The following is a 25,616-nucleotide window of genomic DNA, read 5'->3' as shown; positions in this document are numbered from 1 at the left end:
TCGGGGACACGCCATGAAAGTGTTGGTTACCGGCACGGCCGGATTCATCGGTTCCCATGTGGCCGAGCGCCTGCTGGCGCGCGGCGACGAGGTGGTCGGCATCGACAACCTCAACGACTACTACGACGTCAACCTGAAGAAGGCGCGCCTCGCGCGCTTCTCCGATCGCCCCGGTTATACGCACATTACCGCGGATCTTTCCGATCGGGTGGCCATGGAACGCGCCTTCGCCGAGCACCGCCCGCAACGCGTGGTGAATCTCGCTGCGCAGGCGGGTGTCCGCTATGCCGCGGAGAATCCGCACGTCTACACCAGCAGCAACGTGACAGGCTTCCTGCACGTGCTCGAAGGCTGCCGCCACCACGGCGTCGAGCACCTGGTGTTCGCGTCCACCAGCTCGGTGTACGGCGCGAACACGGCAATGCCGTTCTCCGAACACAAGTCGGCGGAACACCCGCTCACGCTCTATGCGGCCACGAAGAAAGCCAACGAGCAGATGGCGCACAGCTATGCGCACCTGTACGGCATTCCCTGCACGGGCCTGCGCTTTTTCACCGTGTACGGCCCGTGGGGACGACCGGACATGGCGTTGTTCCTGTTCACTAAGGCGATACTCGCGGGCGAACCGATCCGCGTGTTCAATCACGGCAAGCACAAGCGCAGCTTCACCTACGTGGACGACATCGTCGAAGGCGTGATCCGCACGCTGGACAAAGTGCCGTCGATCGATGCGGCATGGGACAGCAACATGCCCGACCCGGCCGTCAGCGGCGTCGCGCCATTCCGGCTTTTCAACATCGGCAATGAGCGGCCGGTGGAACTGCTGCAGTACATCGAAGTGCTGGAGCAATGCCTGGGATGCAAGGCGACCATGGAGCTGCTTCCGTTGCAGGCCGGCGACGTGCCGGACACCGAAGCGGATGTAACCGACCTGATACAGGCCGTTGGGTATAGGCCGCAGGTGTCGGTAGAAACAGGCGTGGCCAACTTTGTACGCTGGTACCGAGATTACTACCGCGTGTGATTGGCGAAGGCCCATGGTCGGTCCGGACTGACTGACCGAAACGCCACCGACCCGATCCACGTTGCGACAGGACGTTGACCTGCGTGGATGGCTAGGGGAGTGGCGTGATCATCGATTACCTGCGCGGGGGACATCCCGCCGAAGTGGACGCGGACTTGTGCATCGTCGGCGGCGGCGCCGCCGGCATTGCCATCGCGCGCTCTTTTCTCGGTACGCCCTTCAACGTCTGCCTCATCGAGAGCGGCGGCCTGGCCGGCGAAGACCGCAGCCAGGCGTTGTACGAGGGCAGTTCCGCCGGCGATATCGAATTCGATCCGGGCACGTCGCGCATGCGTGTGTTCGGCGGCAGCTGCAACCTGTGGGGCGGCGGCTGCATTCCGCTCGGCCGACAGGACATGGAGCAGCGCGAATGGGTGCCGCACAGCGGATGGCCCATCGACTACGCGGAGCTGGAACCGTTCTACCAGCGGGCACGCGACTTCTGCCAGATCGGCGCACTCGACTTCAGCGACGGCTCCTTCGCCGAACCGCCGTTCCAGTCCACGCTACCGTTCGACCGGGACACGCTGGTCAACCAGTTCTTCGCGCGCAGTCCGATCCTGTTCGGCGATGCCTATCGGGCGGAGCTCGAACGTGCGGGCAACATCACCGTACTGCTGCACGGCAACCTGCTGGAGCTGAAGACCGGCCACGATGGCAGGCACGTGCGCGAGGCGCATATCGGCGCGCTCAACGGCGCGCGTAGCGTGGTGCGCGCAAGGCACTACGTGCTGGCCTGCGGCGGCATCGAGAATGCGCGACTGTTGTTGCTGTCCAATTCCGTGGTACCCGAAGGGCTGGGCAACCAGCACGGCGTGGTCGGCCGCTATTTCATGGATCATCCCAGCGGCAAGCTGGGCACGCTGACCGCGAAGGCCCCGCATCGCATTACGCGTCCCTACGAGCGTCGGCGTGCGAAAGGCGCACCGGCGGCGTTTCCCGAGATCGCCCTGTCGCCGCAGTTCCAGCGCAGGCATCGCGTACTCAACGGGCGCGTGCATCCGTTTGGCGTGGAAGGGCCGCTGCCGCGCGGCATCCGCGCGTTGCGCGAGCTGAAGACGGCCTTGCGCAACAGCGTACCCGACGAAAGCGCCCTGCTGGAGGCGCGCCTGTCGGATGCGCTGCGCAATGCGCCGCTGGGCCACGTCATCGCTGCGCCTGACAACCTTGGCCTTACCGCGCTGAAACTCGGCCTCGGTATCGGCGACCTTGCGCGCGCCTGCGTGCATAAGCTCGCCGATCGCCCCACGGTGCCCAATAGTCACATCGACCTGGTCGGTTACTTCGAGCAGGCACCCAACCCCGACAGCCGCATCACGCTGGGCCGCGAGCTGGATGCGTTCGGCCAGCGGCAGGTGAAGGTCGATTGGCGGCTTACCTCGCTCGATCACGAAACCTATCGCTCGTCGGCACGCGTGTTCGGCGAACAGATCGCCACCGCGGGCAACGGGCATTTCCAGCTTGAACCCTGGCTGGCGGAAGGCGGCAACGCCAAGCCGGAGGTACACGGCACGGCGCACCACATGGGCACGACGCGCATGTCCGACAATCCGCAGACGGGCGTGGTGGATGCGCGATGCAAGGTGCATGGCATGGACAACCTGCATATCGCGGGAAGCTCGGTCTTTCCCACCGGTGGCTGGGCGTTTCCCACCTTCACCATCGTGGCGTTGAGCATGCGGCTGGCCGACGAGCTCCGCGACCTGCTCGCCACCTGCGCGAGCTCCGGCTTGTTGTAGGCGCGTGACGCCATGGCAGCAGTGACGGCGATGCCGGCCATGAGTCCATCCCCATCGCTACGCATGCTGGTGGATGGCGACCTGCCGAAGCCCGGCGACACCGAGGCGCTGGTCGTGCTGTTCGACTGCAGGCACTGCATGGCGTTTCGCGATGAAGCCACCAACCTGTTGTCGCCGGCCGAGCGCCAACGTTCGCTGCGCTTCCGTCAGCCGCAGCACCGCGACGAGTACGTGATCGCCCATGCGTTATGGCGCATCGTGCTGGCGGAGATGCTCGATACCTCGCCCACGCATGTTCCGCTGGCGAGCACGTCCCACGGGCAGCCCTGCCTGCCGGGCACCGGCTATGCGACCAGCCTCAGTCACAGCGGCGGACAAGTCGCCATCGCGGTTGCACGCACCGCGTGCATCGGCGTCGACATCGAGCGATCGCCACCGCGTGCCGGCATGCAGGATCTGCTCAAAGTCGTATGCACTCCCGAAGAGTCCCATGCGCTGCAATGCCTGCCGCCATCCGTGCGTGATGATGCGATGCTGGCACTGTGGACGCGCAAGGAAGCAGTGCTGAAAGCATTTGGCGTGGGACTGCTCGTGGCGCCATCGAGCATCGCCGCCGATGCAGGCGTATCGATTTCGCCGCCACCGCTCGCCGCCGACGCCATCGCGTGTATCGTGCGCGAACTCATGCTTCCCACGGGTTGGGTCGGCGCATTGGCCGCGCCCGAAGTCATTACCGGATTGCGACTGCACTGGCTTTCCACGCAGTGGCGGCATGCATCGGAAGATCGTCCCGCGATGTAACAGCGCTGAGACAGCCGAACGGCTGCCATGCGGCTCTGCCCTAAGTTGCATCGACGCCAGCGAAACAATCACGTTAGCCTCTCGCCTCGCTAAATGGACTCGGCTTTGGGGGCAAGGGGGATCCGGATGCTTCGTTTCCTGCGTCGGCAATCGGTACGCTGGTTGATGCTGCTCGGCCTGTGCGAGCTGTTGTTGCTCGCCATGTCGCTGGTCATCGCCACGTACATCCGTTACGGGCACAACGCGGATGAACTCGCCGAGTTCACCGTGCATTTGCCCGAGCGCGCCCTGGTGTTCGCCACCGCCATCGTGTTCGGCATGGTGGCGCTTGGGCAGTACCAGTCACATATGCGCATGAGCCGTTTTGGCCTGATGGCGCGCCAGGCGGTGGCCTTCGTGCTCGGCGGCGTGCTGCTGGTGATCGGCTACTACGTGCTGCCGCAGGCCTACGTGGGTCGCGGCGTGCTGGCCATTGCGCTGCTGCTCGGCTTCATCCTCGTGCTGGGCATACGCATCGTGTTCCTGCAGCTGGTCGAGGTGGAGGCGCTCAAGCGGCGCGTACTGATCCTCGGCGCCGGTACGCGCGCCTCGCAGATCCACAACCAGATGCGCCGCCGCACCGATCGCCGCGGCTTCTGCGTGGTGGGCTACGTGCCGCATGCGCGCGAAACCGTCGCCGTACCGGAGGAGCAGCTCATCCGCACGTCCCTCTCGCTGTGCGAGATCATCGCGCGCGAGCAGATCGACGAAGTCGTGGTCGGCGTCGACGATCGGCGCGGCAACCTGCCGATGGACGACCTGCTCGAATGCCGGCAGCTGGGCATCACCATCACCGACCTCACCTCGTTCTTCGAGCGCGAATCGGGACGCCTGCAATTGTCCTTCCTCGATCCGTCGTGGCTGGTGTTTTCCGGCGGCTTCAACGGCACGCCGCTGCGCCAGCTGAGCAAGCGCTGCTTCGACCTGGTGGCCGCTTCCGTGCTCCTGTTGTTGTGCTGGCCGCTGATGCTGATCGAGGTGCTGGCGATCCGGATCGAATCGGGCGCGGGCCAGCCGATCCTGTATCGGCAGGAACGCGTCGGCGCGCATGGATGCACCTTCCAGTTGCTGAAGTTCCGCAGCATGCGCACCGATGCCGAACGCGACGGGATTGCACGCTGGGCCAGCAAGAACGATGACCGCGTGACGCACGTGGGCCGCATCAGCCGCAAGCTGCGCATCGACGAGCTGCCGCAACTGTGGAACGTGCTGAAGGGCGACATGAGCATCGTCGGCCCGCGCCCGGAGCGCCCGCAGTTCGTGGCCGACCTCGACACCAAGATCCGCTATTACAACCTGCGCCATTGCCTCAAGCCCGGCCTCGCCGGCTGGGCGCAGCTGAGCTATCCGTACGGCGCCACCGTCGAGGAGGCGGCCGAGAAACTGAAGTACGACCTGTTCTACGTGAAGAACCACAACCTGCTGCTGGACCTGCTGATCCTGATCCAGACCGTGGAAGTGGTGTTGTTCGGACGAGGCGCTCGCTGAGCGCCGCCGGCTGCAGTGGCCGCCGGGTGGCGGGGGCGTGCAACGCGATCCGCGAAGCTAACGGACCGTGCACGGCAGCCGCCTGGCGACCACTGTGGCCAACGAACTCAGCGGCCGTCCCGCGCCGGCGGTTCTCCCGTATGCAGGACGCGCAGCGGGGAACTGTGCCAATCCACGACCCGGTCGTGATCGAAGCGGACCCAGGATGGCCCGTACTCCCAGAGGTCGCCATGCATCGATACCGGATCGCCCTCGACGGCCCTCACCTCGTCGGCCGACATGCCGATGCGAAGCGCGGGAGCGTCGCCCGCATCGGCATGTTCACCGGCACCTGCCTGAAGCGCAGCCGGCGTGTCGTCCGGCGAATCCCCCGCACCTGCCTGCCCGTAGAGGGAATACAGGCTGTACGCGAATACACCGAGTGCGACCACGACGAGGAGCAGCGCGAACCGGCCATGCGAGCGTCGCTTCGGCGCATCCACCGGATGCGCGGCGTGCGCTGGCGGGGATGCTTCGCGCACCACGCTGCGCGGCACGGCGAAGGGATCGGGCACGAGTGCCGCGCGTTCGCCCGCGTTTACCGGATCGCCGACGCGCGATGCGGGCGAGCCGGGCAACCGCCCGTGGCGCCGGTGGAAATCCATCGCCGCGCCGTATTGCGCGGTAAGGCGTTGAAGCCGTGCCGATGCGCGGGCATCGACGGAACGATCCGCCTGGCGATCGGGGTGCAGGACAGCCACCTGGCGGCGGTAGGCCTGCTTCAGTTCCGCAAGCCCGCATCCCGGATTCACACCGAGCTGACGGTAGAGGTCGAGAAAATCGGTCTCGTGCGTCACCGCCATCCCCCGGGCCGTGGCGTTGAAACATGGCGGGACGCCCCTGCGCCGAGGCCGCCGCGTGAGCGGAGACAGCGCACGGACTCCGTTCGGTTTGGCCGTCCATACGGCGCTCACGTCGAGCTTGACACGATGTGATGCCGATCACAATATCGACTCAACGTGACAGGAAACGACGTGTATGCGACGCATCACCTCCCAGCTTGCTGTCCGTACCGCCTGCGCGCTCGCGCCCCGCTTGCTGCTTTGCCTGGTGACGGTCGTCGCGCCCGTGGCGATGGCCAGCAGCATCGATGACGTGATGTCCTCTTCCCCGCCCAAGGCGCCCAAGCTGGGCGCGCATACGTTGCTGACCCAACCCGAGGGTGAAGGCAGCACGCCCGCGGTGACGTCTTCGTTGAACACGCAGGAGAACGGCAGCTCGCTGCTGGTCCTGGTCGCCGGCCACGCCGACAACGCGGGCATGCCTACCGACAGCTACGATAACCTGTGGAAGCCGGTAGGCGAACCGGTGGTCTACAACGGCTACGACGAACGCTTCAATGCGCGTGCCTTTCTCGCCATCGCCGCGCGCGGAGGCAAGAAGCACACCGTGCAGGTCGTGAAGGAGGGCTCGCCTGCCGGCGAGATCACCATTCCCTTCATCGAGATCGCGCACGCCGGCAAGCTGGAGGATGTGGCGCAGAACTATCCCACCCCGGGTGTCGCCGCGCGCGCCACCAATCGGCTGATGCGCGCCTGGCAGGGTTTCAAGGGCGAGCCCGATTCCACCAGCTCAGCGCTGACCAGCGGCACCGTCACCACCACCGGCCCCGCCACGCTGGTCGCGGTGTGGCTGGGCGACGCATACGTCTACTCGATGACCGCCATCCCCGGCGATGGCTTCAAGGTGATCGACAGCTACCTCAACCTGCCGCCAAGCAGCGGCGTGCAGGCTGCCGTCGCGGTACGCGAAGTGGACGCCGCGGGTACCTACTCCATCACCTGGCATGGCACGCCCGCGCAGGGCGCGATCCTCTGGTTGTTCGCGTTCCAGGCGGCGCCCTGACACCCGCCGGGCCGCCTACCTGTAACAGGTATGTATCACTCGTCCGCGCATGAGGGCGATGCGTGCGCATCAGCACGATGGGTGGCGCGCGACACGCACATCACCGTGCTACCCCTAACAGCCTATTCCGTCGGAACGGTCGTGTATCGCACGTCGCGGCCTCCTGCTGCTTAGGGCGTATTCACACAAAAAACGCGGCGACCGAGACTACAGACGTTCCGGTGCATGACCTGCGTTGTGTGGCATCTGCACCGATCTCAAGGACACGGCTTCAGGGGAAGGTGTCTTCGACACGCGGCAGGACCATCCCAGGTCCCACCGCCCCGCATCGAAAGCCAACCAGGGATCGGCAGAGGACATCGCGGCAGTGCAAACCACGATTGTTCAGGGGGAAGAAACCATGAACGCCGATGTCGCTCGGCTCATCGATCTGGATTGGGATCACTTCGATCCCTGGCGCATCCAGCCCGCACGTCACCGCCTCGCCGACCATCCCCTCCTGCAGCTTCCGCAACTGGTGGAGCTGGGCAAGCGACTGGAAGCCCGTGGCCGCGTGCGCACCCACAGCGACGACGCCACGCCCGGCACGCCGTTCAACAATGCGCCGCGCCTGCATCCCAATGCGAAATCGGCCGCCACTACCCTGCAGGACATCGCGCAGGCGAAAGCCTGGATGTCGCTGCTCAACGTGCAGACCGACGATGTCTATCGCACGCTGGTGGATGAAGTGCTGGATGGCGTCCGTCCTGCGATCGACCGCGTCGATCCCGGCATGAGTTATCGCGGCGGTTGGATCTTCATTACCTCGCCGAACACGGTCACGCCGTTCCATTTCGACAAGGAACACAACTTCATCATGCAGGTGAGCGGTCGCAAGACGCTCTACGTGTGGGACCACCGCGACACCGTGGCCGCCAGTGAGGAAGCGCGCGACCTGTTCCATGCCTGCCATGAGCGTGACCGCTTGCGCTGGGACGAAAGCCTGCGCGAACGCGCCACCGTCTTCCACCTCGAGCCGGGCCAGGGTGCGTACATGCCCTCCACCAGCCCGCACATGGTGGAGAACGGAGACAACGCGTCGGTCACCATCAGCTTCACCTATTACACCGACTCCACCCGGCGCGACAGCCTGTTGCATGCCGCGCACGAGCGACTGCGCCGTTGGGGCATCAACCCGCCGGCGGTGGGCCAAAGCCCGTTGCTCGACGCGCTGTTGCACGCAGGCTTTCGCTCCAGCGTCGATTCGCGCGAATGGCTGCGCCGTTCGCTGGGCAAGCAACCGAGTACGGACCGCGCGACCTATGCCGTCGCCTGAGCAGTAGCCGCCCGCACGGGCGCAGGGGTTTCCCATGACGCAGTCAAACAACGCGCAAGCGACATCGGCCAACGAGCCACTCTCGTTGCTGGACGTGCTGGTACGCCACGCGTCGCCTTCGACTGCGCCGGCGCGCGAACGCCTGCAGATGGCGCTGGACCAGGCCGCGTTCGCCATGCTCGCACGGCGCGCCGAGCGTCTGGACATGTCGCTGCATGCCGTGTTGACGGCCGCGCTCGCCTTGCTCGAGTCGCGCCTGACGGGCAACGATTCGGTGGCGCTGGCGACCGCGAATGGCGCGGTGCGCTATGACGTGCCGCGCCAGGGTTCCATCGACGCATGGCTGGTCGCGCCGACGTCGGCAGCAACGTCCACCGAGCCCAGCAGCATCGGCAGCTGGAGTGAAGCGCCCACCACGACGGAGATCGCTTCGCCCATGCATTGGTCGCTGTGCGCCGATGGGAAGCACTTCGCGCTCGATGCCGATGCCCGTGTGTTCGATGAAGGCATGCTGCTGATGCTCGGCAAGGGCCTACTCCACGCGTGCCAGGGCCTGGCACAGGCCGATCGCCTGGAGGACGTCGTCGCGTTCGACGCGGCTTCGCAGCAACGCCTGCTGGCCGCGTGGAACGACACGGCTGTCGCTCGCCATCCGCTGGACACCGTGCACGGCCTCTTCCGTTCCGCCGCCGCGACGCGTGCCGATGCGATCGCGCTGGAAGCTGCCCACGGACACATGAGCTATCGCGATCTGGACGCCTGCAGCGACCGCATCGCCGCGGGCCTTATCCAGGCCGGTGTGCATCCGGGTGACATGGTGGGCATGTTGCTCGACCGGTCGCTGGAAGCGGTCGCGGTGATGATCGGCATCCTCAAGGCCGGTGCCGCCTACCTGCCGCTCGATCGCAGCTATCCGGCGGAGCGCCTGCTGTTCGCGCTCAAGGATGCCGAGGTCTCGGTCATCGTGGCACCCGAGAGCATGGAAGCCTTGCAGGATCTTCCGGCCCGCTGGCTTTCCTACGCATCGCTGGATGCCAGCGCTCCGCTGCCTGCGCTCCCCCCGGTGGACGGTGAGGCACTGGCCTATGTCATGTACACCTCGGGCTCGACCGGCATGCCCAAGGGTGTGGAGATCCGCCACTGCTCGATCATCCGGCTGGTGCGCGGCGTCGACTACGTGACGTTCGGCGACAGCCCGCGCGTGCTGCATGCCGCTCCGCTCGGCTTCGACGCGGCGACCTTCGAGATCTGGGGCGCCCTGCTCAACGGCGGCACCTGCATCGTCCACGAGGAACGCGTACCCAGCGGCGCCGGCCTTGCGCTGACCATCGCGAACCACCAGGCACGCATCGCCTGGCTCACCGCAGCGTTGTTCAACGCCATCGTCGACCAGGACGCCACGCAACTTCGCGGGCTGGAACAGGTCCTCACCGGCGGCGAAGCACTGTCGGTGGCGCACGTGCGCAAGGCGCAGGCCGTGTTGCCAGGCACGCGCCTGATCAACGGCTACGGCCCCACCGAATGCACGACGTTCGCCACCACGTTCGGCATTCCGCAAGACCTCGACGCTTCCGTGCGTTCGATTCCGATCGGACGTCCGATCGCCGACACCTCGCTGCACGTGCTCAATGCGCGTGGCGAGCCGTTGCCCATCGGCGTGGTCGGCGAACTCTTCATCGGCGGCCTGGGCGTGGCGCGCGGCTATCTCAAGCGCGCCGAACTCACCGCGGAACGCTTTGTTCCCGATCGCCTCGGCCATGAAAGCGATCGTCTCTACCGTACCGGCGATCTCGTGCGCTGGCTGCCGGAAGGCGTGATCGAATTCATCGGGCGCGCCGACACGCAGGTGAAGATCCGCGGCTTCCGCATCGAGATCGGCGAAATCGAAGCCGCCTTGCAGCGGCTCCCCGGGGTGCGTTCGGCCGCGGTGCTCGCACGCGAAGACCAGCCCGGGCAGAAGCGTCTGGTTGCCTACTTCGTGGCCGAAGACGATGCTGTCACGGCGCGTTCGCTGCGTGCGCAACTGGCGCAGAGCCTGCCGGAATACATGGTGCCGGTGGCCTATCTGCGCCTGGACAGCCTGCCGGTGACCACCAACGGCAAGCTGGACCGCCGCGCCCTGCCCGCGCCCGGCCGTCGCCGTCCCGAACTCGCGGATCAGTACGTACCGCCGGTAGGCGAACTCGAACAGGCGCTATGCGCGCTGTTCACCGATGTTCTCGAGATCGACCAGGTCGGTCGACTGGACCACTTTTTCGACCTCGGCGGCCATTCGCTGCTCGCGGTGCGGCTGATGGAACGCATCCACGCCAGCGTGTCCACCACGCCGACCATTCCGGCCTTCTTCGCCGAGCCCACGCCTGCGGCGCTGGCCGCACTGATCGAAGGACGCAACGCGCGCTCCGCGCTGTCCCAGCGCCTGTCGCGCGGTCGCCAGGGCGATGCCGGCGAACCGATCGCGATCGTGGCGGTCGCGGGCCGCTTCCCTGGCGCCGCCGACGTGGAGGCATTCTGGACCAACCTGTGCGAAGGGCGCGAGACGATCACGCGCTTCACCAGCGACGACCTGGACGCATCGATTCCGGCTTCGCTGCGCAACGATCCCGACTACGTCGCCGCGCGCGGCATCGTCGACGGCGTGGAGGATTTCGACGCCGCGTTCTTCGGCATGTCGCCGCGCGAGGCGGAACTGATGGACCCGCAGCAGCGCATCTTCCTGGAACTGTGCTGGGAGTGCCTGGAGCGCGGCGGCTACACGCCCGACCACCACGACGTGCCGGTGGGCGTGTTCGGCGGCATGTACCACGCGACCTACTTCCAGCATCACCTGGTGCAGCGGCGCGATCTCATCGACAAGCTCGGCGCGTTTCAGGTGTCGCTCGCCAACGAGAAGGACTTCCTCGCCACGCGCGTGTCGCACAAGCTCAACCTCACCGGTCCGGCGCTCAGCGTCAACACCGCGTGCTCCACCTCGCTGGTGGCGATCTGCCAGGCCGTGGCCTCGTTGCGCGCGGGCCAGTGCGAGATGGCGCTCGCCGGTGGCGCTTCGATCACCTGCCCGCCACGCAGCGGCTATCTCTCGCAGGAAGGCTCGATGCTGTCGCCGGACGGCCATACGCGCACCTTCGATGCGAACGCACAGGGCACCGTGTTCAGCGACGGCGCTGCCGTGGTGCTGCTCAAGCGCTGGTCGGATGCGCAGCGCGACGGCGACGAAGTGCTTGCCCTGATCCGCGGCATCGGCGTCAACAACGACGGTGGCGGCAAGGCGAGCTATACGGCCCCGAGCAGCGACGGCCAGGCGGCGGTGATCGCCATGGCGCTCGATGACGCGGGCGTCGATGCACGTTCGATTTCCTACGTGGAGGCGCACGGCACGGCCACGCCGCTGGGCGACCCGATCGAGATCGAAGGCCTCACCACGGCGTTCCGTCGTCACACCGATGATCGCGGCTTCTGCGCGGTCGGCTCGGTGAAGAGCAACATCGGCCACACGGTGATCGCCGCCGGCGCCACCAGCGTGATCAAGACCGCGCTGTCGTTGCATGAGCAGCGGCTGCCGCCATCGCTGCACGTGCAGGCCACCAATCCGAAGATCGATTTCGCCGGCTCGCCCTTCGTCGTCAACGAGACGCTGCGCCCCTGGATCGCGGAGGGCCAGCCCCTGCGCGCCGGCGTCAGCTCGTTCGGCGTCGGCGGCACCAACGCGCATGTGATCATGGAGCAGGCGCCGACGCTGGCACCCTCGGACGCCGCCGAGGGACCCCAGTTGCTGGTGCTGTCAGGCCGCACGCCGACCGCTGCGCTCGCCACCGCCGCCCGGCTGGCCGATCACCTCGCTGCCCATCCGCACGTCAACCTGGCCGACGTGGGCAGCACGCTGCTTCATGGTCGCAAGGCCTTCACGCATCGCGCGCAGCTAGTGGCGAGCGATGCCGAGGAAGCCATTGCGCGACTGCGTGAACTCACCGCCACCTCGGTGCGCGAAGCGAAGCAGCCGGGGCCGGGCGTGGTGTTCCTGTTCCCCGGCCAAGGCTCGCAATACGCCGGCATGGGCAAGGTGCTGTACGACAGCGAGCCGGTATTCCAGGCCGCCATCGACGATTGTGCCGAGGCGCTTCGGGGCGAGCTGGGCTTCGACCTGCGCGAGCGCCTGTTTGCCGGCGACGCCGATGCCCTGCGCGAAACCTCGTTGACCCAGCCCACCACCTTCGCGATCGAATACGCGCTGGCGAAACTGTGGATGGCGATGGACGTGCTGCCTGTGGCGATGATCGGCCACAGTGTGGGCGAGTTCGTCGCCGCGGTGATCGCCGGGGTGATGACGCTGGCTGACGGCGCCCGACTGGTGGCGCGGCGCGGCCGGCTGATGCAGTCGATGCCCGCCGGTGCGATGCTGTCCGTGCGCCTTGCCGCCGAGCAGTTGCTGCCGCGCCTGCCCGGCCATCTTCAGCTCGCCGCGGAAAACAGCCCGACGGCGAGCGTGGTCAGCGGTGAGATCGACCATGTCGAAGCGTTCCGCGCGCAGCTCGAAGCGGAAGGCATCGCCTGCCGACGTCTGCAGACGTCCCACGCGTTCCACTCCGCGATGATGGATCCGGTGCTCGCGCCGTTCCGCGAAGAAGTGCAGCGTATCGCGCTGTCCGTGCCCGCGATTCCCATCGTCTCCACGCTGACCGGCGAGCCGCTGGGCGATGCCGAGGCGACCTCCGCCGATTATTGGACGCGCCATCTCCGCGGCACCGTGCGTTTCTCGCCCGCACTGCAGCGCCTGCTCGACCAGCCCACGCATGTCTTCCTTGAAGTGGGTCCGCGCAATGCGCTCACCACGCTGGCGCGCCAGCACGCGGGCAGCCGTCCGCACCTGATGGTCGCCAGTGTCGCCGATGCGCCGGCCTCCGAGCGCGCTGCCTGGGTCGGCGCGATGGGCCAGCTGTGGTGTGCCGGGCTGCCGGTGGCCGTGTGCTCACTGGATCGCCGCCAGCGTCGCCGCCGCGTGCGCCTGCCCACCTATCCGTTCGAACGCAAGCGCCATTGGGTCGAAGCCGCCGCGCCCAAGCCCGCAACGTCGCCATTGCCCGCACCGAACAGCGCACCGGACAACGTCGTCCCTCTCTTCGCCTCTTCTTCCGTACCCGTCGTGGAGCAAGCCATGGAAGCCAACGTCACCGGAGCCCATGCCGGCTCGGCCCGCCAGACCCGCCTCGTCAACCAACTCGTCGAGCTGTTCGAGGACGTCTCGGGCACCGAGCTGCAGGGTGTGGATCCCAGCTCCGGTTTCGTCGAGCTCGGCCTCGACTCGCTCGCCCTCACCCAGGTCGCGCTGCAACTGCAGAAGACCTTCTCGCTGAAGATCACCTTCCGCGAGCTGATGGAGTCGTTCTCCTCCTTCGAGCGCCTTGCCATGCATATCGATCAGATGCTGCCGCCAGAGGCCACGCCGGCCGCGCCTGCTTCCGTTGCGGCAACCGCCGCTGTCGCTGCGCCCATACAGGCGGCGGTCGCCATGCCGACCATGGCCCTCGCCGCTAGCGGCAACGTGGTGCAGGACCTGATCCAGCAACAGATGCAGATCATGCAGCAGCAACTGGCGCTGCTTGCGGCTTCGTCAATGGGCAGTGTGCCTGGCGTCGCCACCGTGGCTACTGCACAGCCGGCCCCGGCTACACCGGTCGCGACGGCTCCTGTCGCCGCTGCACCGGCACCTGTCGCAGCGGCGAATCAGCCGGCGCAAGACGAGGAAGCGGCGTTGGCGCACACCAGCTACGACGTGAAGAAGGCCTTCGGCGCCATCGCACGCATCCACTCCACCCAGACCGAACTGACCGACCGCCAGCGCGCGCGGCTGGAAGCCTTCATGCGCCGCTACATCGAGCGCACGCGTGCCTCCAAGGAATACACCGCACGCCATCGCGATCATCTGGCCGATCCGCGCGTGGTGAACGGCTTCCGCCCGCTGCTGAAGGAGATGATCTACCAGATCGTGGTGAACCGTTCCAAGGGTTCCAAGGTGTGGGACCTGGACGGCAACGAGTACGTCGACGCGCTCAACGGCTTCGGCATGAACCTGTTCGGCTGGCAGCCGGACTTCGTGCTCGACGCCGTGCGACGCCAGCTCGATGCAGGCTACGAGATCGGCCCGCAGCATCCGCTGGCTGGCGAAGTGGCCGAACAGGTCTGCGAGCTCACCGGCTTCGACCGCGCCGGCCTGTGCAATACCGGCTCCGAGGCGGTGATGGGCGCGATCCGCATCGCACGCACCGTGACGGGTCGCGACACGCTGGTCATCTTCACCGGCTCCTACCACGGCATCTTCGATGAAGTGATCGTGCGCGGCACCAAGAAGCTGCGTTCGGTGCCGGCCGCGCCGGGCATCCTGCGCAACACCTCGGAGAATGTGCTGGTGCTCGACTACGGCACGCCCGAGTCGCTGCAGATCATCCGCGAGCGCGCTTCCAGCATTGCCGCCGTGCTGGTGGAACCGGTGCAGAGTCGCCGCCCCGACTTCCAGCCGCGCGACTTTCTCAAGGAGCTGCGCGCGATCACGGCCGATGCGGGCGCGCTGTTGATCTTCGATGAAGTGGTCACCGGTTTCCGCTCGCATCCGCGCGGCGCACAGCATGTGCTGGGCATCGATGCGGATCTCGCCTCCTACGGCAAGGTGGTCGGTGGCGGCTTCCCGATCGGCGTCATCGCGGGCAAGCGCCGCTACATGGATGCGCTGGACGGCGGCGGCTGGCAGTACGGCGATGCGTCGATTCCCACCGTGGGCGTGACCTATTTCGCCGGCACCTTCGTGCGCCATCCGCTCGCGCTGGCCGCCGCGCATGCCGTGCTCAATCACCTGAAGGCGAATGGCGCGGCGCTGCAGGAGCGCCTCAACGCCCGCACCAGCCTGCTGATGGACGAGCTCAACGCGTTCTTCGCCAGCGTCGGCGCACCGATCCAGCTGGTGCACTTCTCCTCGGTGTGGAAGACCAACTTCACCGAAGACCATCCGCTGCAGGACCTGCTGTTCGCGATGATCCGCAGTCGCGGCATCCATCTGCTGGACAACTTCCCCTGCTTCTTCACCACCTCGCACACCGAGCAGGATTTCCAGGCCATCGCCAAGGCGTTCAAGGATTCGGTGCTGGAGATGCAGGAAGCGGAATTCCTTCCGCGCAACAAGAAGGTTGAGGCACTCGCTTTCGACGCCAACCGGCCGCCGGTCGTCGGCGCGCGGCTGGGCAAGGATCAGGAAGGCAATCCGGCCTGGTTCGTGCCCAATCCCGATGCGCCCGGGAAGTACATGAGGGTCAACGCATGAACCCGAACGAACCGGCCGGCGCCGCCAGCGAGGCGGTAGCCGTCGACTACGATCCGTTTGCCGGCGCGACACTCGAACGCGTGGTGCCCGCCACCGCGCCGCAGCGCGAGGTGTGGCTTGCTTCCACGCTGGAACCGAAGGCGTCGCTGGCCTACAACGAATCGGCCACGCTGCGCCTGCATGGCGACTTGAACGCCGCCGCGATGCAGGCGGCATTGCAGCAACTGGTGGATCGCCACGAGGCGCTGCGCGCGACCTTCGGCAAGGATGGCAGCGAGCTGTGCATCGCCGCGCAGCAATCGCTCGAATGCCCGCTGCGCGATCTCTCATGGCTCGGCCCCGATGAGCAGGAAGCGGAAGTCGCCGCCACGCTGATGCGCGTGGTCAGCGAGCCGTTCGATCTCGAAGCCGGCCCGCTGGTACGTACCGAACTGCTCCGGCTGTCGGGCGACGAACACCTGCTGGTGTTCACCGCGCACCACATCGTGTGCGACGGCTGGTCCTTCGGCGTGATCGTGCGGGAGCTGGCGGCGCTGTATGGCCGGCAGCTCGGCCTGGGCGGCGAGCTGGCACCCGTCGATGCATTTGGTGACTACGCGCTGGCCGAAGCGGCACACGCACAGAGCCAGCAAGGCCATGACGCCGAAGCCTACTGGCTGAAGCGTTTCGCCGACGCCGCCCCGTCGCTCGATCTTCCGACGGACCGCCCGCGTCCTCGCCGGCGAACGTTCGCCTCGCAACGGGAAGACCTGTTGCTCGACGCCGCGCTGGTCGCCGCCGTGAAGCGCACCGGTGCGCAACGCGGCGCGAGCCTCTACGCCACCCTGCTCGCCACGTTCGGCCTGCTGCTGCAGCGGCTGAGCGGACAGGACGATGTGGTGATCGGCATACCTTCCGCCGGCCAGGCCGCTGGTGGCCATCACGGACTGGTAGGCCATTGCGTGAATGTGCTGCCGTTGCGCGTATCGATCGATACGACGGCGCCGTTCGCGACCAGTCTCGCCAAGGTACGCGGCGATCTGCTCGACGCTTTCGACCACCAGCAGTACACCATCGGCAGCCTGCTCGCGCGCCTCGCCTTGCCGCGCGATCCGGGACGCCTGCCACTGGCGAGCGTGCTGTTCAACCTCGACCAGGCCCTGGATGAGCGTACGCTCTCCTTCCCCGGGCTTTCGTTCGAATTCGCCGGCGTGCCACGCGCCTTCGAGAACTTCGAACTGTTCGTCAACGCCGTGCAGTTGCCGCACGGCCTGCGACTGGAATGCCAGTACAACTCGGATCTGTTCGAAGCCGCCACGGTGCGCGCCTGGCTCGATGCCTACGCCACCCTGCTGAGAAATGCCGCCGACACGCCGGACGCTGCGGGTGGCGCGCTGGGTCTCGTATCGGACGCCGCGCACGCCGCGCTGCATGCGCTGCAACCGCTGCGCACGTCCTACCGGGCCGAACAACTGGCGCATGAATACTTCGAGGCGCAGGTGGATCGCGCGCCGTCGCGCATGGCGCTGGCCGGCGTGCCGTCGTGGTCTTATGTGCAACTCGAAGCGCGCGCCAACCGCATCGCGCACGTGCTTCGTGCCCGAGGCATCGGCCAAGGCAGCCTGGTGGGCCTGTCGCTGGCGCGCAGTCCGGACATGCTGGCCTCGCTGCTTGCGGTGCTGAAGTGCGGCGCAGGCTATGTGCCGCTCGATCCGGGCTTTCCTGCCGAACGGCTCGCCTTCATGGCACAGGACGCGGCCCTTGCCGCACTCATCGTCGACGACGAGGCCGCGGCGGTGTTCGACTTCCCGGCGGCACAGGTGCTGTCGCTGCAGCGCGACGCCGCGTCGATCGACGCCGCCAGCGATACGCGGCTGCCGCGCGACGAACGCTCAGCCACGCCCGAATCGGTGGCCTACGTCATCTACACTTCCGGATCCACCGGCAAGCCCAAGGGCGTGCGCGTGCCGCACCGCGCCACGTCGAATTTCATCAGCAGCATGCAGCGCGAGCCGGGCATCGTCGAAGACGACCGCCTGGTCGCGGTCACCACGCTGTCCTTCGATATCGCGTTCCTGGAGCTGATGCTCCCGCTCAGCGTCGGTGCCGCCATCGTGCTGGCGACCCATGACGATGTCCGCGACGGCGCGGCCCTGTGCCGCCTGGTCGAACAGCGCGACGCCACCATCATGCAGGCCACGCCCGCCGGGTGGCGCGTGCTGCTGGAGTCGGGCTGGACGGGACGCACCGGCTTCAAGGCCATCGCCGGCGGCGAGCCGCTGCCGCTGGACCTCGCCGAATCGCTGCTGGCCTGCTGCGGGGAACTGTGGAACGCCTACGGCCCCACCGAAACCACGGTGTGGTCCACGCTGTGGCGCGTACGCGATCCACGCGCCGGCATCACCATCGGCCGTCCGATCGCCAACACCACCGTGCATATCCTGGACGAGCACGGCGCGCCCTGTCCTTTGGGCATGCCCGGCGAAATCCACATCGGCGGCGACGGCGTCACGCTCGGCTACCTCAACCGGCCCGAGCTGACGGCGGAGCGTTTCCTCGCCGATCCTTTCACCGGCGAAACGCAGGCGCGCCTCTATCGCACCGGCGATCGCGGCCGCTGGCTCGCCAACGGCGAGCTGGAACATCGCGGCCGTCTGGACTTCCAGGTGAAGATCCGCGGTTACCGCATCGAGCTGGGCGAGATCGAAACCGTGCTGGCCGATCTGCCCGAGGTAGCGCGCGCCGTGGTCGTGGCACGCGAGGATCGGCCCGGCGACGTGCGCCTGGTCGCCTACCTCGTGGCGGCCGACGACGCGGACCTCGAACACGTGGACCTGTGCCCGCTCCTGCGCCAACACCTGCCCGACTACATGGTGCCGCAGCACTTCGTGGCGATGGATGCGATTCCGTTGCTGCCCAATGGCAAGATCGACCGCAAGGCGTTGCCGGCGCCGTCACAGCCCGTCGCAACGGCTCGCCGCGAGCGCCGCGCACCGCAGACCGAAACGGAGCAGCGCGTCGCCGCCGCCATGGAGGCCGTGCTCGCCCTGCCCGATCTCGACGTGCGCGACAACTTCTTCGCGCTGGGCGGTCATTCGCTGCTGGCCGCGCAGCTCACCGCGCGGCTCAATCGCGAGTTCGGCATCGCGCTGTCGTTCCGCACGCTGTTCGACGCGCCAACCGTCGAAGGGCTGGCCGAAGCGATCGACAGCGAGCGTGGCCTCGACACCCTGGTGATGACGGACGAGATCCCGCGCCTGGCAAACCGCGAGCAGGCACCGCTGTCGTCGATGCAGCAGCGCCTGTGGTACATGGAGCAGCTCCATCCCGGCCGCGTGGTCTACAACACGCCATCCGCGCATCGCCTGCGCGGGCCGATGAACATCACCGCGTTCCAGCAGGCCCTGCGCGATGTCGTGCAGCGCCAGCCGGTGCTGCGCACGTCGATCGAGGCGGGCGAAGTCGCGGGCCTGCAGCGCATCCATGCGGACATCGCGTTGGCGTTGCCGGTCGAGGATCTTTCTTCCCTGCCCGCCGACGCACGCCTGCCCGCGCTGATGCGCGAACTCGAGGCCGATATCGCCAGGCCCTTCGACCTGTCGTGCCCGCCCCTGTTCCGCGCACGGCTGTTCCGCCTCGATGACCAGGACCACGTGCTGTACTTCATGGCCCACCACATCATCTGGGATGGTTGGTCCTTCGACCTGCTGTATGAAGACCTCTCGCGCGCCTACGTGGCGCGCTGCGCGGGCCAGACCTCGTCCGCGCTCGCGCCCTTGCCGGTGGAGTACACCGACTTCTCGGCCTGGCATCGCGACCGCATGCGCAGCGACACCGTGCAACAGCAACTCGCGCACTGGATGAAGACGCTCGACGGCGCGCTGGAGCCGCTGGAGCTGCCCGCCGATCGTCCGCGCCCCGCACGCATGTCAGGCGCCGGCGCCACCGAGTGGGTGCGCATCCCGGCCGAGCGGGCCGCTGCCGTGCATGCGCTGGCGCAGCGTGCGGAAGCCACGCCGTTCATGGTGCTGCTGGCGGCTTACTACGTGCTGCTGCATCGCCTGAGCGGCCAGCGCGACCTCATCGTCGGCACGCCAGTGCGCGGGCGCGACCGCGTGGAGACGGAAAGCATCATGGGCCTGTTCGTCAACGCGCTGCCGCTGCGCGTGTCGGTCGACCCTGAAGCGCCGTTCCTCGACGTGGTGAAGCAGGTACGCCAGGTCGTGCTCGATGCCTTCGCGCATCCCGACGTGCCATTCGAACAACTGGTCTTTTCGCTGGGCGTGGCCCGCGACGAAAGCCGCCCGCCAATCTACCAGGCGATGTTCTCCTTCCAGGACGCGCGTCGCCGCATCCTGTCGTGGGGCGATCTCGCGCACGAGCACCTGCCGGTGTTCCAGCGTGGCGCCGCGGACGACATCGGGCTGTGGTTCCTGGAACAGGAGCAGGGCCTGCTCGGCGGCATCACCTACAACACCGACATCCTCGACGCGTCGACCGCGGCCCGTTTCCGCGACTGCTACGAGACACTGCTCGCCTCGGCGCTGGCCGAGCCCGCGACCACGGTGTCCCGCCTCGACATGCTGCCTGCCTCGCAACGCGAGGCGCTGCAACGTTGGAACGAAACCAGGCTCGACGTGCCGGCATGTCCGCTGCATACGCTGATCGAAAACCAGTGCGATCGCGCACCGACGCGCACGGCGATCCGCTGTGGCAACAACGTGCTCGACTATCGACAGCTCGATGCACGCGCCAACCGCATCGCGCATGCGCTGCGCGCGCGTGGCGTGGCGCACGGCGCGCTGGTCGGCGTTTCGCTCACGCGCGGTACCGACATGGTGGCGACCCTGCTCGCCGTGCTGAAGGCCGGCGCGGGCTATGTGCCGCTCGATCCCGAGTTTCCGCCGGATCGTCTTGCCTACATGGCCGAAGACGCGAACCTTGCCGTGCTGGTGGCCGAATCCGCCACGGCAGGACGCTTCAGCGAGAGTACGTGTCCAAAGCTGCTGCTCGATGAGTGCAGCGCCGAGCTCGAGGCTGCGCCGGCGTCGCGTCTCGCTGCCGATCCCGCGCTTACCGGCGACTCGACCGCTTACGTCATCTACACCTCCGGTTCCACCGGTCGTCCCAAGGGCGTGGCGATTCCGCATCGCGCGGTGGCGAACTTCCTCGCCGGCATGGCGGTGCGCCCGGGTCTGGCGATCGACGACCGCCTGCTCGCGGTCACCACGCTGTCGTTCGACATTGCGGTGCTGGAGCTGTTTGGTCCGCTCAGCGTCGGCGCGCAGGTGATCCTTGCCACGCGTGACGAGTCGGTGGATGGCGACTCGCTCAACCAGCTGCTGGCCACGCATGCCGCCACCATCATGCAGGCCACGCCCGTCACCTGGCGCATGCTGCTGCAGACGCCGTGGCAACCGCCAATGGGTTTCCGCGCGCTGTGCGGCGGCGAACCGCTGTCGGCGGACCTGGCGGCCCTGTTGATGGCTCGTGGTTGCGAGGTGTGGAACATGTACGGGCCCACCGAAACGACGGTGTGGTCCACCTGCTGGCGCGTGGAGCATCCGGGCCGCGGCATTTCCATCGGCACGCCGATCGCCAACACCAGCGTGTGGATCGTCGACGAACAGGGACAACCCTGCCCGATCGGCGTACCGGGCGAGATCTGGATCGGCGGCGAAGGCGTGGCGCTGGGCTACCTCCATCGCGAGGATCTCACCGCCGAGCGCTTCCCCGTCGATCCCTTCAGCCGCCAACCGGGCGCACGCATCTATCGCACGGGCGACCGCGGCCGCTGGCTGGGCAACGGCACGCTGGAACATCTCGGCCGTCTGGACTTCCAGGTGAAGCTGCGCGGCTTCCGCATCGAACCGGGTGAAATCGAGGCGATCGCCCGCACCGAGCCTTCCATCACCGATTGCGTGGTGGTCGTGCGCGAGATCGCACCGAACGACGAGCGCCTGGTGCTCTACGCCGTCTGCAGCGAGGACGAAGCAACGGCGTGGCCGGCGCTGCGCGCGTTGCTCGCGTCACGGCTGCCGGCCTACATGCAGCCGCAGCACTACGTGCAGCTCGCCGCCCTGCCACGCACGCCGAATGGCAAGACCGACCGCAAGGCCCTTCCCGCGCCTTCGCTCAACGCCATGCCGCAGGCGGACGGTGCCGAGCCAGGCGTCAGCGCCAGCGACGACGCCCGCGAGCGCTACCTCGGTGCCGTGTGGTGCGAGCTGGTCGGTGCGGATGACGTGCGCGCCAGCGACAACTTCTTCGACATCGGCGGCCACTCGCTGCTGGCGATCGAGATGGTGACGCGGGTGAGACGCGAGACCGGTATCAAGCTGAACCTGCTGGACGTCGCTACCAGCCCGCTGGCCTCGCTGGCCGCCGCGCTGCCCGAAGGCGATCTCACCGAGCCCGGCAGGACGGCTTCGCTGGGTGGCCGCCTGCGCCAGCTGTTCGGACGGCGGTGACATGAACGGGATGCCCGCAGGGGGGCCGGCATGACGACCATCGCGTACCTCGTGTGCTGGGGCAGCTTCTGGGCGCTGCTCTACATCTACGTGGGCTATCCCGTGCTGGTGTGGCTGTGGGCACGGCTGTGGCCCCGGCCGGTGCGCAAGCAGTCCTATTTGCCCACGGTGTCGGTGATCATCGTGGTACGCGACGGCGTGCGGCATATCCGCTCGAAACTGAAGAACCTGCGCGCACTCGACTATCCCCCGGAATACATCGAGATCATCGTCGCCTGCGATGGCTGCACCGATCGCACCGCCGCACTGGTGCGCCACGCGCACGATCCGCGTGCCCGCGTGATGGATTTCCCGGTGCCTCGCGGCAAGGCGCTGTGCCTCAACGACGCCGTCGCCACGGCGCGTGGCGACGTGCTGCTGATGACCGACGTGCAGCACAAGCTGTCGCCGCTGGCGCTGCGCGAACTGGTGGACAATCTCGGCGATCTACGCGTGGGCGCGGTCAGCGGCAGCCTCGACCTGGAAAACGTGCACAGCGCCTTTGCGCACGGCGTCAATGCCTACTGGCGCTACGAGAAGTTCATCCGCACGCAGGAAAGCCGCTGCGCGTCGGCGGTCGGCGCGAGCCATGCACTGTATGCGGTGCGACGCGACCTGTTCCAGCCCTTGCCGCCCGACACGCTGCTGGATGACGTGCTGTTGCCGATGCGCGTGGCGGCGGCCGGTCATCGGGTGGTGTTCGAGCCGCGCGCCGTGGTGTGGGGCGAACCTGCGCAGGATCCGTTGACGGAGCAGCCGCGCCGCCTGCAGGCCAGCCTCGGCTGCTTCCAGCTGATGGAACTGGCACCGTGGCTGTTGTCGCCGTCGCGCAACCCGCTGTGGTTCCAGTTCGTCAGCCACAAGCTGCTGCGCCTGCTGGCGCCCTGGCTGTTGCTGTCGCTGTTGTTGTCCTCGGCGTTCCTGGCGCGTCACCACCAGGCCTATGCCGCCGTGCTGGTCGCCCTGCTGCTTGCGATGGCGCTGGTGCCGATGGAACGGCTGCGTCCGCATGCCGGGCGCTGGCTGCCGGTGCGGCTGATGGTGGCGTTCTTCTATCTCAATCTATACGCGGCGCAGGCGTCGATCGCCTTCGCCCGCAGTCGGGGGGAGCATCCATGGTGAGTGAGTCGACGCACGACGTGAAGTCCACCGGCATTCGCGAGAGGCTGGGCGAGTTCTGCTACAGCGCGGGGCTGTTGAGCCCGCTCCAGCGCGTGCGTTCGTGGTGGCACAAGGACCTGCGCATCCTCGCCTACCACCGGGTGATGCCGCTGCCCGATCCCGACAGCTACGACTTCGACATGGAGCTGATCAGCGCCACGCCGGAAGGTTTCCGCGAGCAGATGCTGCTGGTGAAGGAACGCTACCGTCCGATGCGCCTGTCCGACGTCGCCGCGGCCATCGATGCCGGTCACGCGCTGCCGCCGGATACGGTGGTGATCACCTTCGACGACGGCTACGACGACAACTATCACATCGCCTTCCCGATCCTGCAGGAGCTGGGCATCCCGGCGACGTTCTTCGTTTCCACCGGCCATATCGACAGTGGGCGCCCGTATGCCTACGACTGGCTGGTGCACATGATCCTGATGACAGGCGCAGCGCGCCTTGAGCTGCCGGAACTGGGCATGGACATGCCCATGCCGGTGGGTCGCGCCGCGCGTCGCGCGCTCGCCACCAGCGTGCTCGATCACATGAAGGAGATCAGCGCGCTCGCGCAGGCCGGCATGATCCGTCGCCTGGAAAAGGAATGGCACATGCCTTCCGACGCCGCGGTGCCTGCCGACTGCCGCCCGATGACCTGGGACCAGCTGCGCGAGATGCACGCCGCCGGCCTGGAGATCGGTTCGCACGGCGTGAATCACTGGATGCTGTCCAAGCTGCCTCTCGATGAACTCGAACGCGAAGTGCGCGACTCACGTGATGCGCTGCTGCGCGAACTGGGGCCGATGCCGCTGCTGATGTCCTATCCGGTGGGCAGCAATCGCGCGTTCGATCGCCAGGTGATCGAAGTCACCCGCAGCGCCGGCTTCGACGTGGCCTGCAGCTACATCAGCGGCACCAATCCGCAGCCCGCGGCGAACCGCTATTCGCTCTATCGCCTGGCGGTGGAGCGCTACATCGGCAAGCGCTGGTTCGCCGCCATGCTGACCATGCCTGGCCTGATCAACCATCCCACGCCGGCCCATCTGGCCACGTCCGACGAAGCGCCGTCATGTTCCCACTGATCGTCCTCTACGTGGTGCTGGCCATCGTCAGGCCGCAGGAGTACTTCGCCTCGCTGGCCGGCGTGCCGGTGCTGCCCGTGGTGCTGGCGCTCGCGTTCGCCGCGTGGCTGGCCTCCGGCACGCGCGTGCCCTCCGCGCCCCAGTTCCTGCTGCTGCCGGCGTTCTTCGTGGTGCTGATGGTGTCGGAGGTCGCCAACGGCTGGTTCGGGGGCATCAAGGACCAGTTCGGCAAGTTCGGGCCCATCGTGCTGGCGTTCTTCATCATCGCCACGGCGTGCAACACGCACCGGCGCGTTCGTGTGTTGATGGCGGTGATGGTGATGTGCGCGTCCATCCTCGCGCTGCATGGCGTGGGCCAGGCCCGCACCGGCATGGGCTGGAGCGGCATCCCCATCGGCGAAGACGGTCGCATCCAGTACGTCGGCATCTTCAACGATCCGAACGACCTCGGCATGCTGTTCGTGTCGGTGTTCCCCATGGCGTGCCTGCTGCTCACCCGCGCCCGTGCGCTGGGCAAGCTGTTCTGGCTGGCTTGCATCGGCATGCTGCTTTATGGCGTCTACCTCACCAATTCGCGTGGCGCGATGCTCGGCGTGCTGCTCGTGGTCGGCGCCTATGTCTGGTACCGGCGTGGCCTGGTGGTGGCGGGCATCCTCGGCGTCGCCGGCCTCACCGTGATGAAGATGCTGTCCTCGCGCATGCAGGAGCTCGACGCCGGCGAAGAATCGGCCAGTGGGCGCGTCGATGCATGGTACGAAGGCCTGCACATGTTCACCTCGCATCCGCTGCTGGGCGTGGGGCCGGGCAACTTCACCGACTACAACCATCTCACCGCGCACAACTCGTTCGTGCTGGTGCTGGCCGAGACGGGTTTCATCGGCTACCTGCTGTGGCTGGCCATCATCGGCTACAGCTTCTGGATGGTCGCCGCGGTGCTTCGCTTCAAGGTCGATGCGGTGGCCGAACCGGAACGCTACGCCCGCTGGCAGGACGAACGTCCGCTCGCGCTCACCCTGCTGCTTTCGCTCTGCGGCATGTTCATGTGCGCGTTCTTCCTGAGCCGCAGCTACATGATCGTGCTGTATTTCGTGCTGGCCATCGTTACCGGCTTCTATGTCGGTGCGCGCCAGCGGGTCGACGGCCTGCCCACGCTCGCCATGTCCGAAAGCGGCGGGCGCTGGATTCCGGCCGCCATCGGCAGCATTGCCGGCCTGTTCGTGCTGGTGGCTGTCTTGCTGAGGACGTCGGGATGACAGGACGTC

General features: G+C 67.2%; 12 protein-coding genes. 11 read left to right on the top strand and 1 reads right to left on the bottom strand.

Features of this window, described 5'->3' with window-relative positions; genetic code table 11:
- The first annotated feature begins 13 nt into the window (after nt 1-13).
- From CA260_RS08980 to CA260_RS08965, 4 genes are all read left to right on the top strand, one after another.
- Nucleotides 14-1,024 carry an NAD-dependent epimerase gene (locus CA260_RS08980; RefSeq protein ID WP_111982369.1) on the top strand — a complete coding sequence of 337 codons (1,011 nt, stop codon included), beginning with the start codon at nt 14-16 and terminating at the stop codon, nt 1,022-1,024.
- A gap of 104 nt (nt 1,025-1,128) precedes the next feature.
- The gene (locus CA260_RS08975; RefSeq protein WP_111982368.1) at nt 1,129-2,802 is read left to right on the top strand and encodes a GMC oxidoreductase; all 1,674 of its coding nucleotides are present in this window, start codon (nt 1,129-1,131) and stop codon (nt 2,800-2,802) included.
- Between the two features lie 39 nt (nt 2,803-2,841).
- Complete coding sequence (locus tag CA260_RS08970) at nt 2,842-3,603, top strand: 4'-phosphopantetheinyl transferase family protein (protein ID WP_172461763.1); 762 nt, start codon at nt 2,842-2,844, stop codon at nt 3,601-3,603.
- Nucleotides 3,604-3,729: 126 nt separating this feature from the next.
- The gene (locus CA260_RS08965) at nt 3,730-5,130 is read left to right on the top strand and encodes a TIGR03013 family XrtA/PEP-CTERM system glycosyltransferase (RefSeq protein ID WP_111982366.1); all 1,401 of its coding nucleotides are present in this window, start codon (nt 3,730-3,732) and stop codon (nt 5,128-5,130) included.
- A 107-nt stretch (nt 5,131-5,237) separates the two neighbouring features.
- On the opposite strand, the gene CA260_RS08960 is transcribed toward CA260_RS08965, so the two are convergent.
- Complete coding sequence (locus CA260_RS08960; RefSeq protein WP_172461762.1) at nt 5,238-5,966, bottom strand: J domain-containing protein; 729 nt, start codon at nt 5,964-5,966, stop codon at nt 5,238-5,240.
- A gap of 181 nt (nt 5,967-6,147) precedes the next feature.
- Between CA260_RS08960 and CA260_RS08955 the strand changes: the two genes are divergently transcribed.
- From CA260_RS08955 to CA260_RS08925, 7 genes are all read left to right on the top strand, one after another.
- On the top strand, nt 6,148-7,014 hold the full coding sequence (locus CA260_RS08955) for a hypothetical protein (RefSeq protein ID WP_111982364.1): 867 nt from the start codon (nt 6,148-6,150) through the stop codon (nt 7,012-7,014).
- 400 nt (nt 7,015-7,414) lie between these two features.
- Nucleotides 7,415-8,329, top strand: a complete 915-nt coding sequence (locus tag CA260_RS08950) for a cupin-like domain-containing protein (protein WP_111982363.1) — start codon at nt 7,415-7,417, stop codon at nt 8,327-8,329.
- Nucleotides 8,330-8,363: 34 nt separating this feature from the next.
- Complete coding sequence (locus CA260_RS08945) at nt 8,364-15,638, top strand: polyketide synthase (RefSeq protein WP_111982362.1); 7,275 nt, start codon at nt 8,364-8,366, stop codon at nt 15,636-15,638.
- Nucleotides 15,635-22,087: a non-ribosomal peptide synthetase gene (locus tag CA260_RS08940; RefSeq protein ID WP_111982361.1), complete on the top strand. Its 6,453-nt coding sequence runs from the start codon at nt 15,635-15,637 to the stop codon at nt 22,085-22,087. The genes CA260_RS08945 and CA260_RS08940 overlap by 4 nt, the downstream gene beginning before the upstream one ends.
- A gap of 30 nt (nt 22,088-22,117) precedes the next feature.
- Nucleotides 22,118-23,248: a glycosyltransferase family 2 protein gene (locus tag CA260_RS08935; protein WP_238149658.1), complete on the top strand. Its 1,131-nt coding sequence runs from the start codon at nt 22,118-22,120 to the stop codon at nt 23,246-23,248.
- Nucleotides 23,242-24,354, top strand: coding sequence for a polysaccharide deacetylase family protein (locus CA260_RS08930; protein WP_111982360.1), 1,113 nt, complete (start codon nt 23,242-23,244; stop codon nt 24,352-24,354). The genes CA260_RS08935 and CA260_RS08930 overlap by 7 nt, the downstream gene beginning before the upstream one ends.
- Nucleotides 24,342-25,607, top strand: coding sequence for an O-antigen ligase family protein (locus tag CA260_RS08925; protein WP_111982359.1), 1,266 nt, complete (start codon nt 24,342-24,344; stop codon nt 25,605-25,607). The genes CA260_RS08930 and CA260_RS08925 overlap by 13 nt, the downstream gene beginning before the upstream one ends.
- Nucleotides 25,608-25,616 lie beyond the last annotated feature (9 nt).

The organism is Dyella jiangningensis (assembly GCF_003264855.1).
Classification (GTDB): domain Bacteria; phylum Pseudomonadota; class Gammaproteobacteria; order Xanthomonadales; family Rhodanobacteraceae; genus Dyella; species Dyella jiangningensis_C.
The sequence above is the reverse complement of the archived record's forward strand: the minus strand, read 5'-3'. Positions and strand labels throughout refer to the sequence as shown.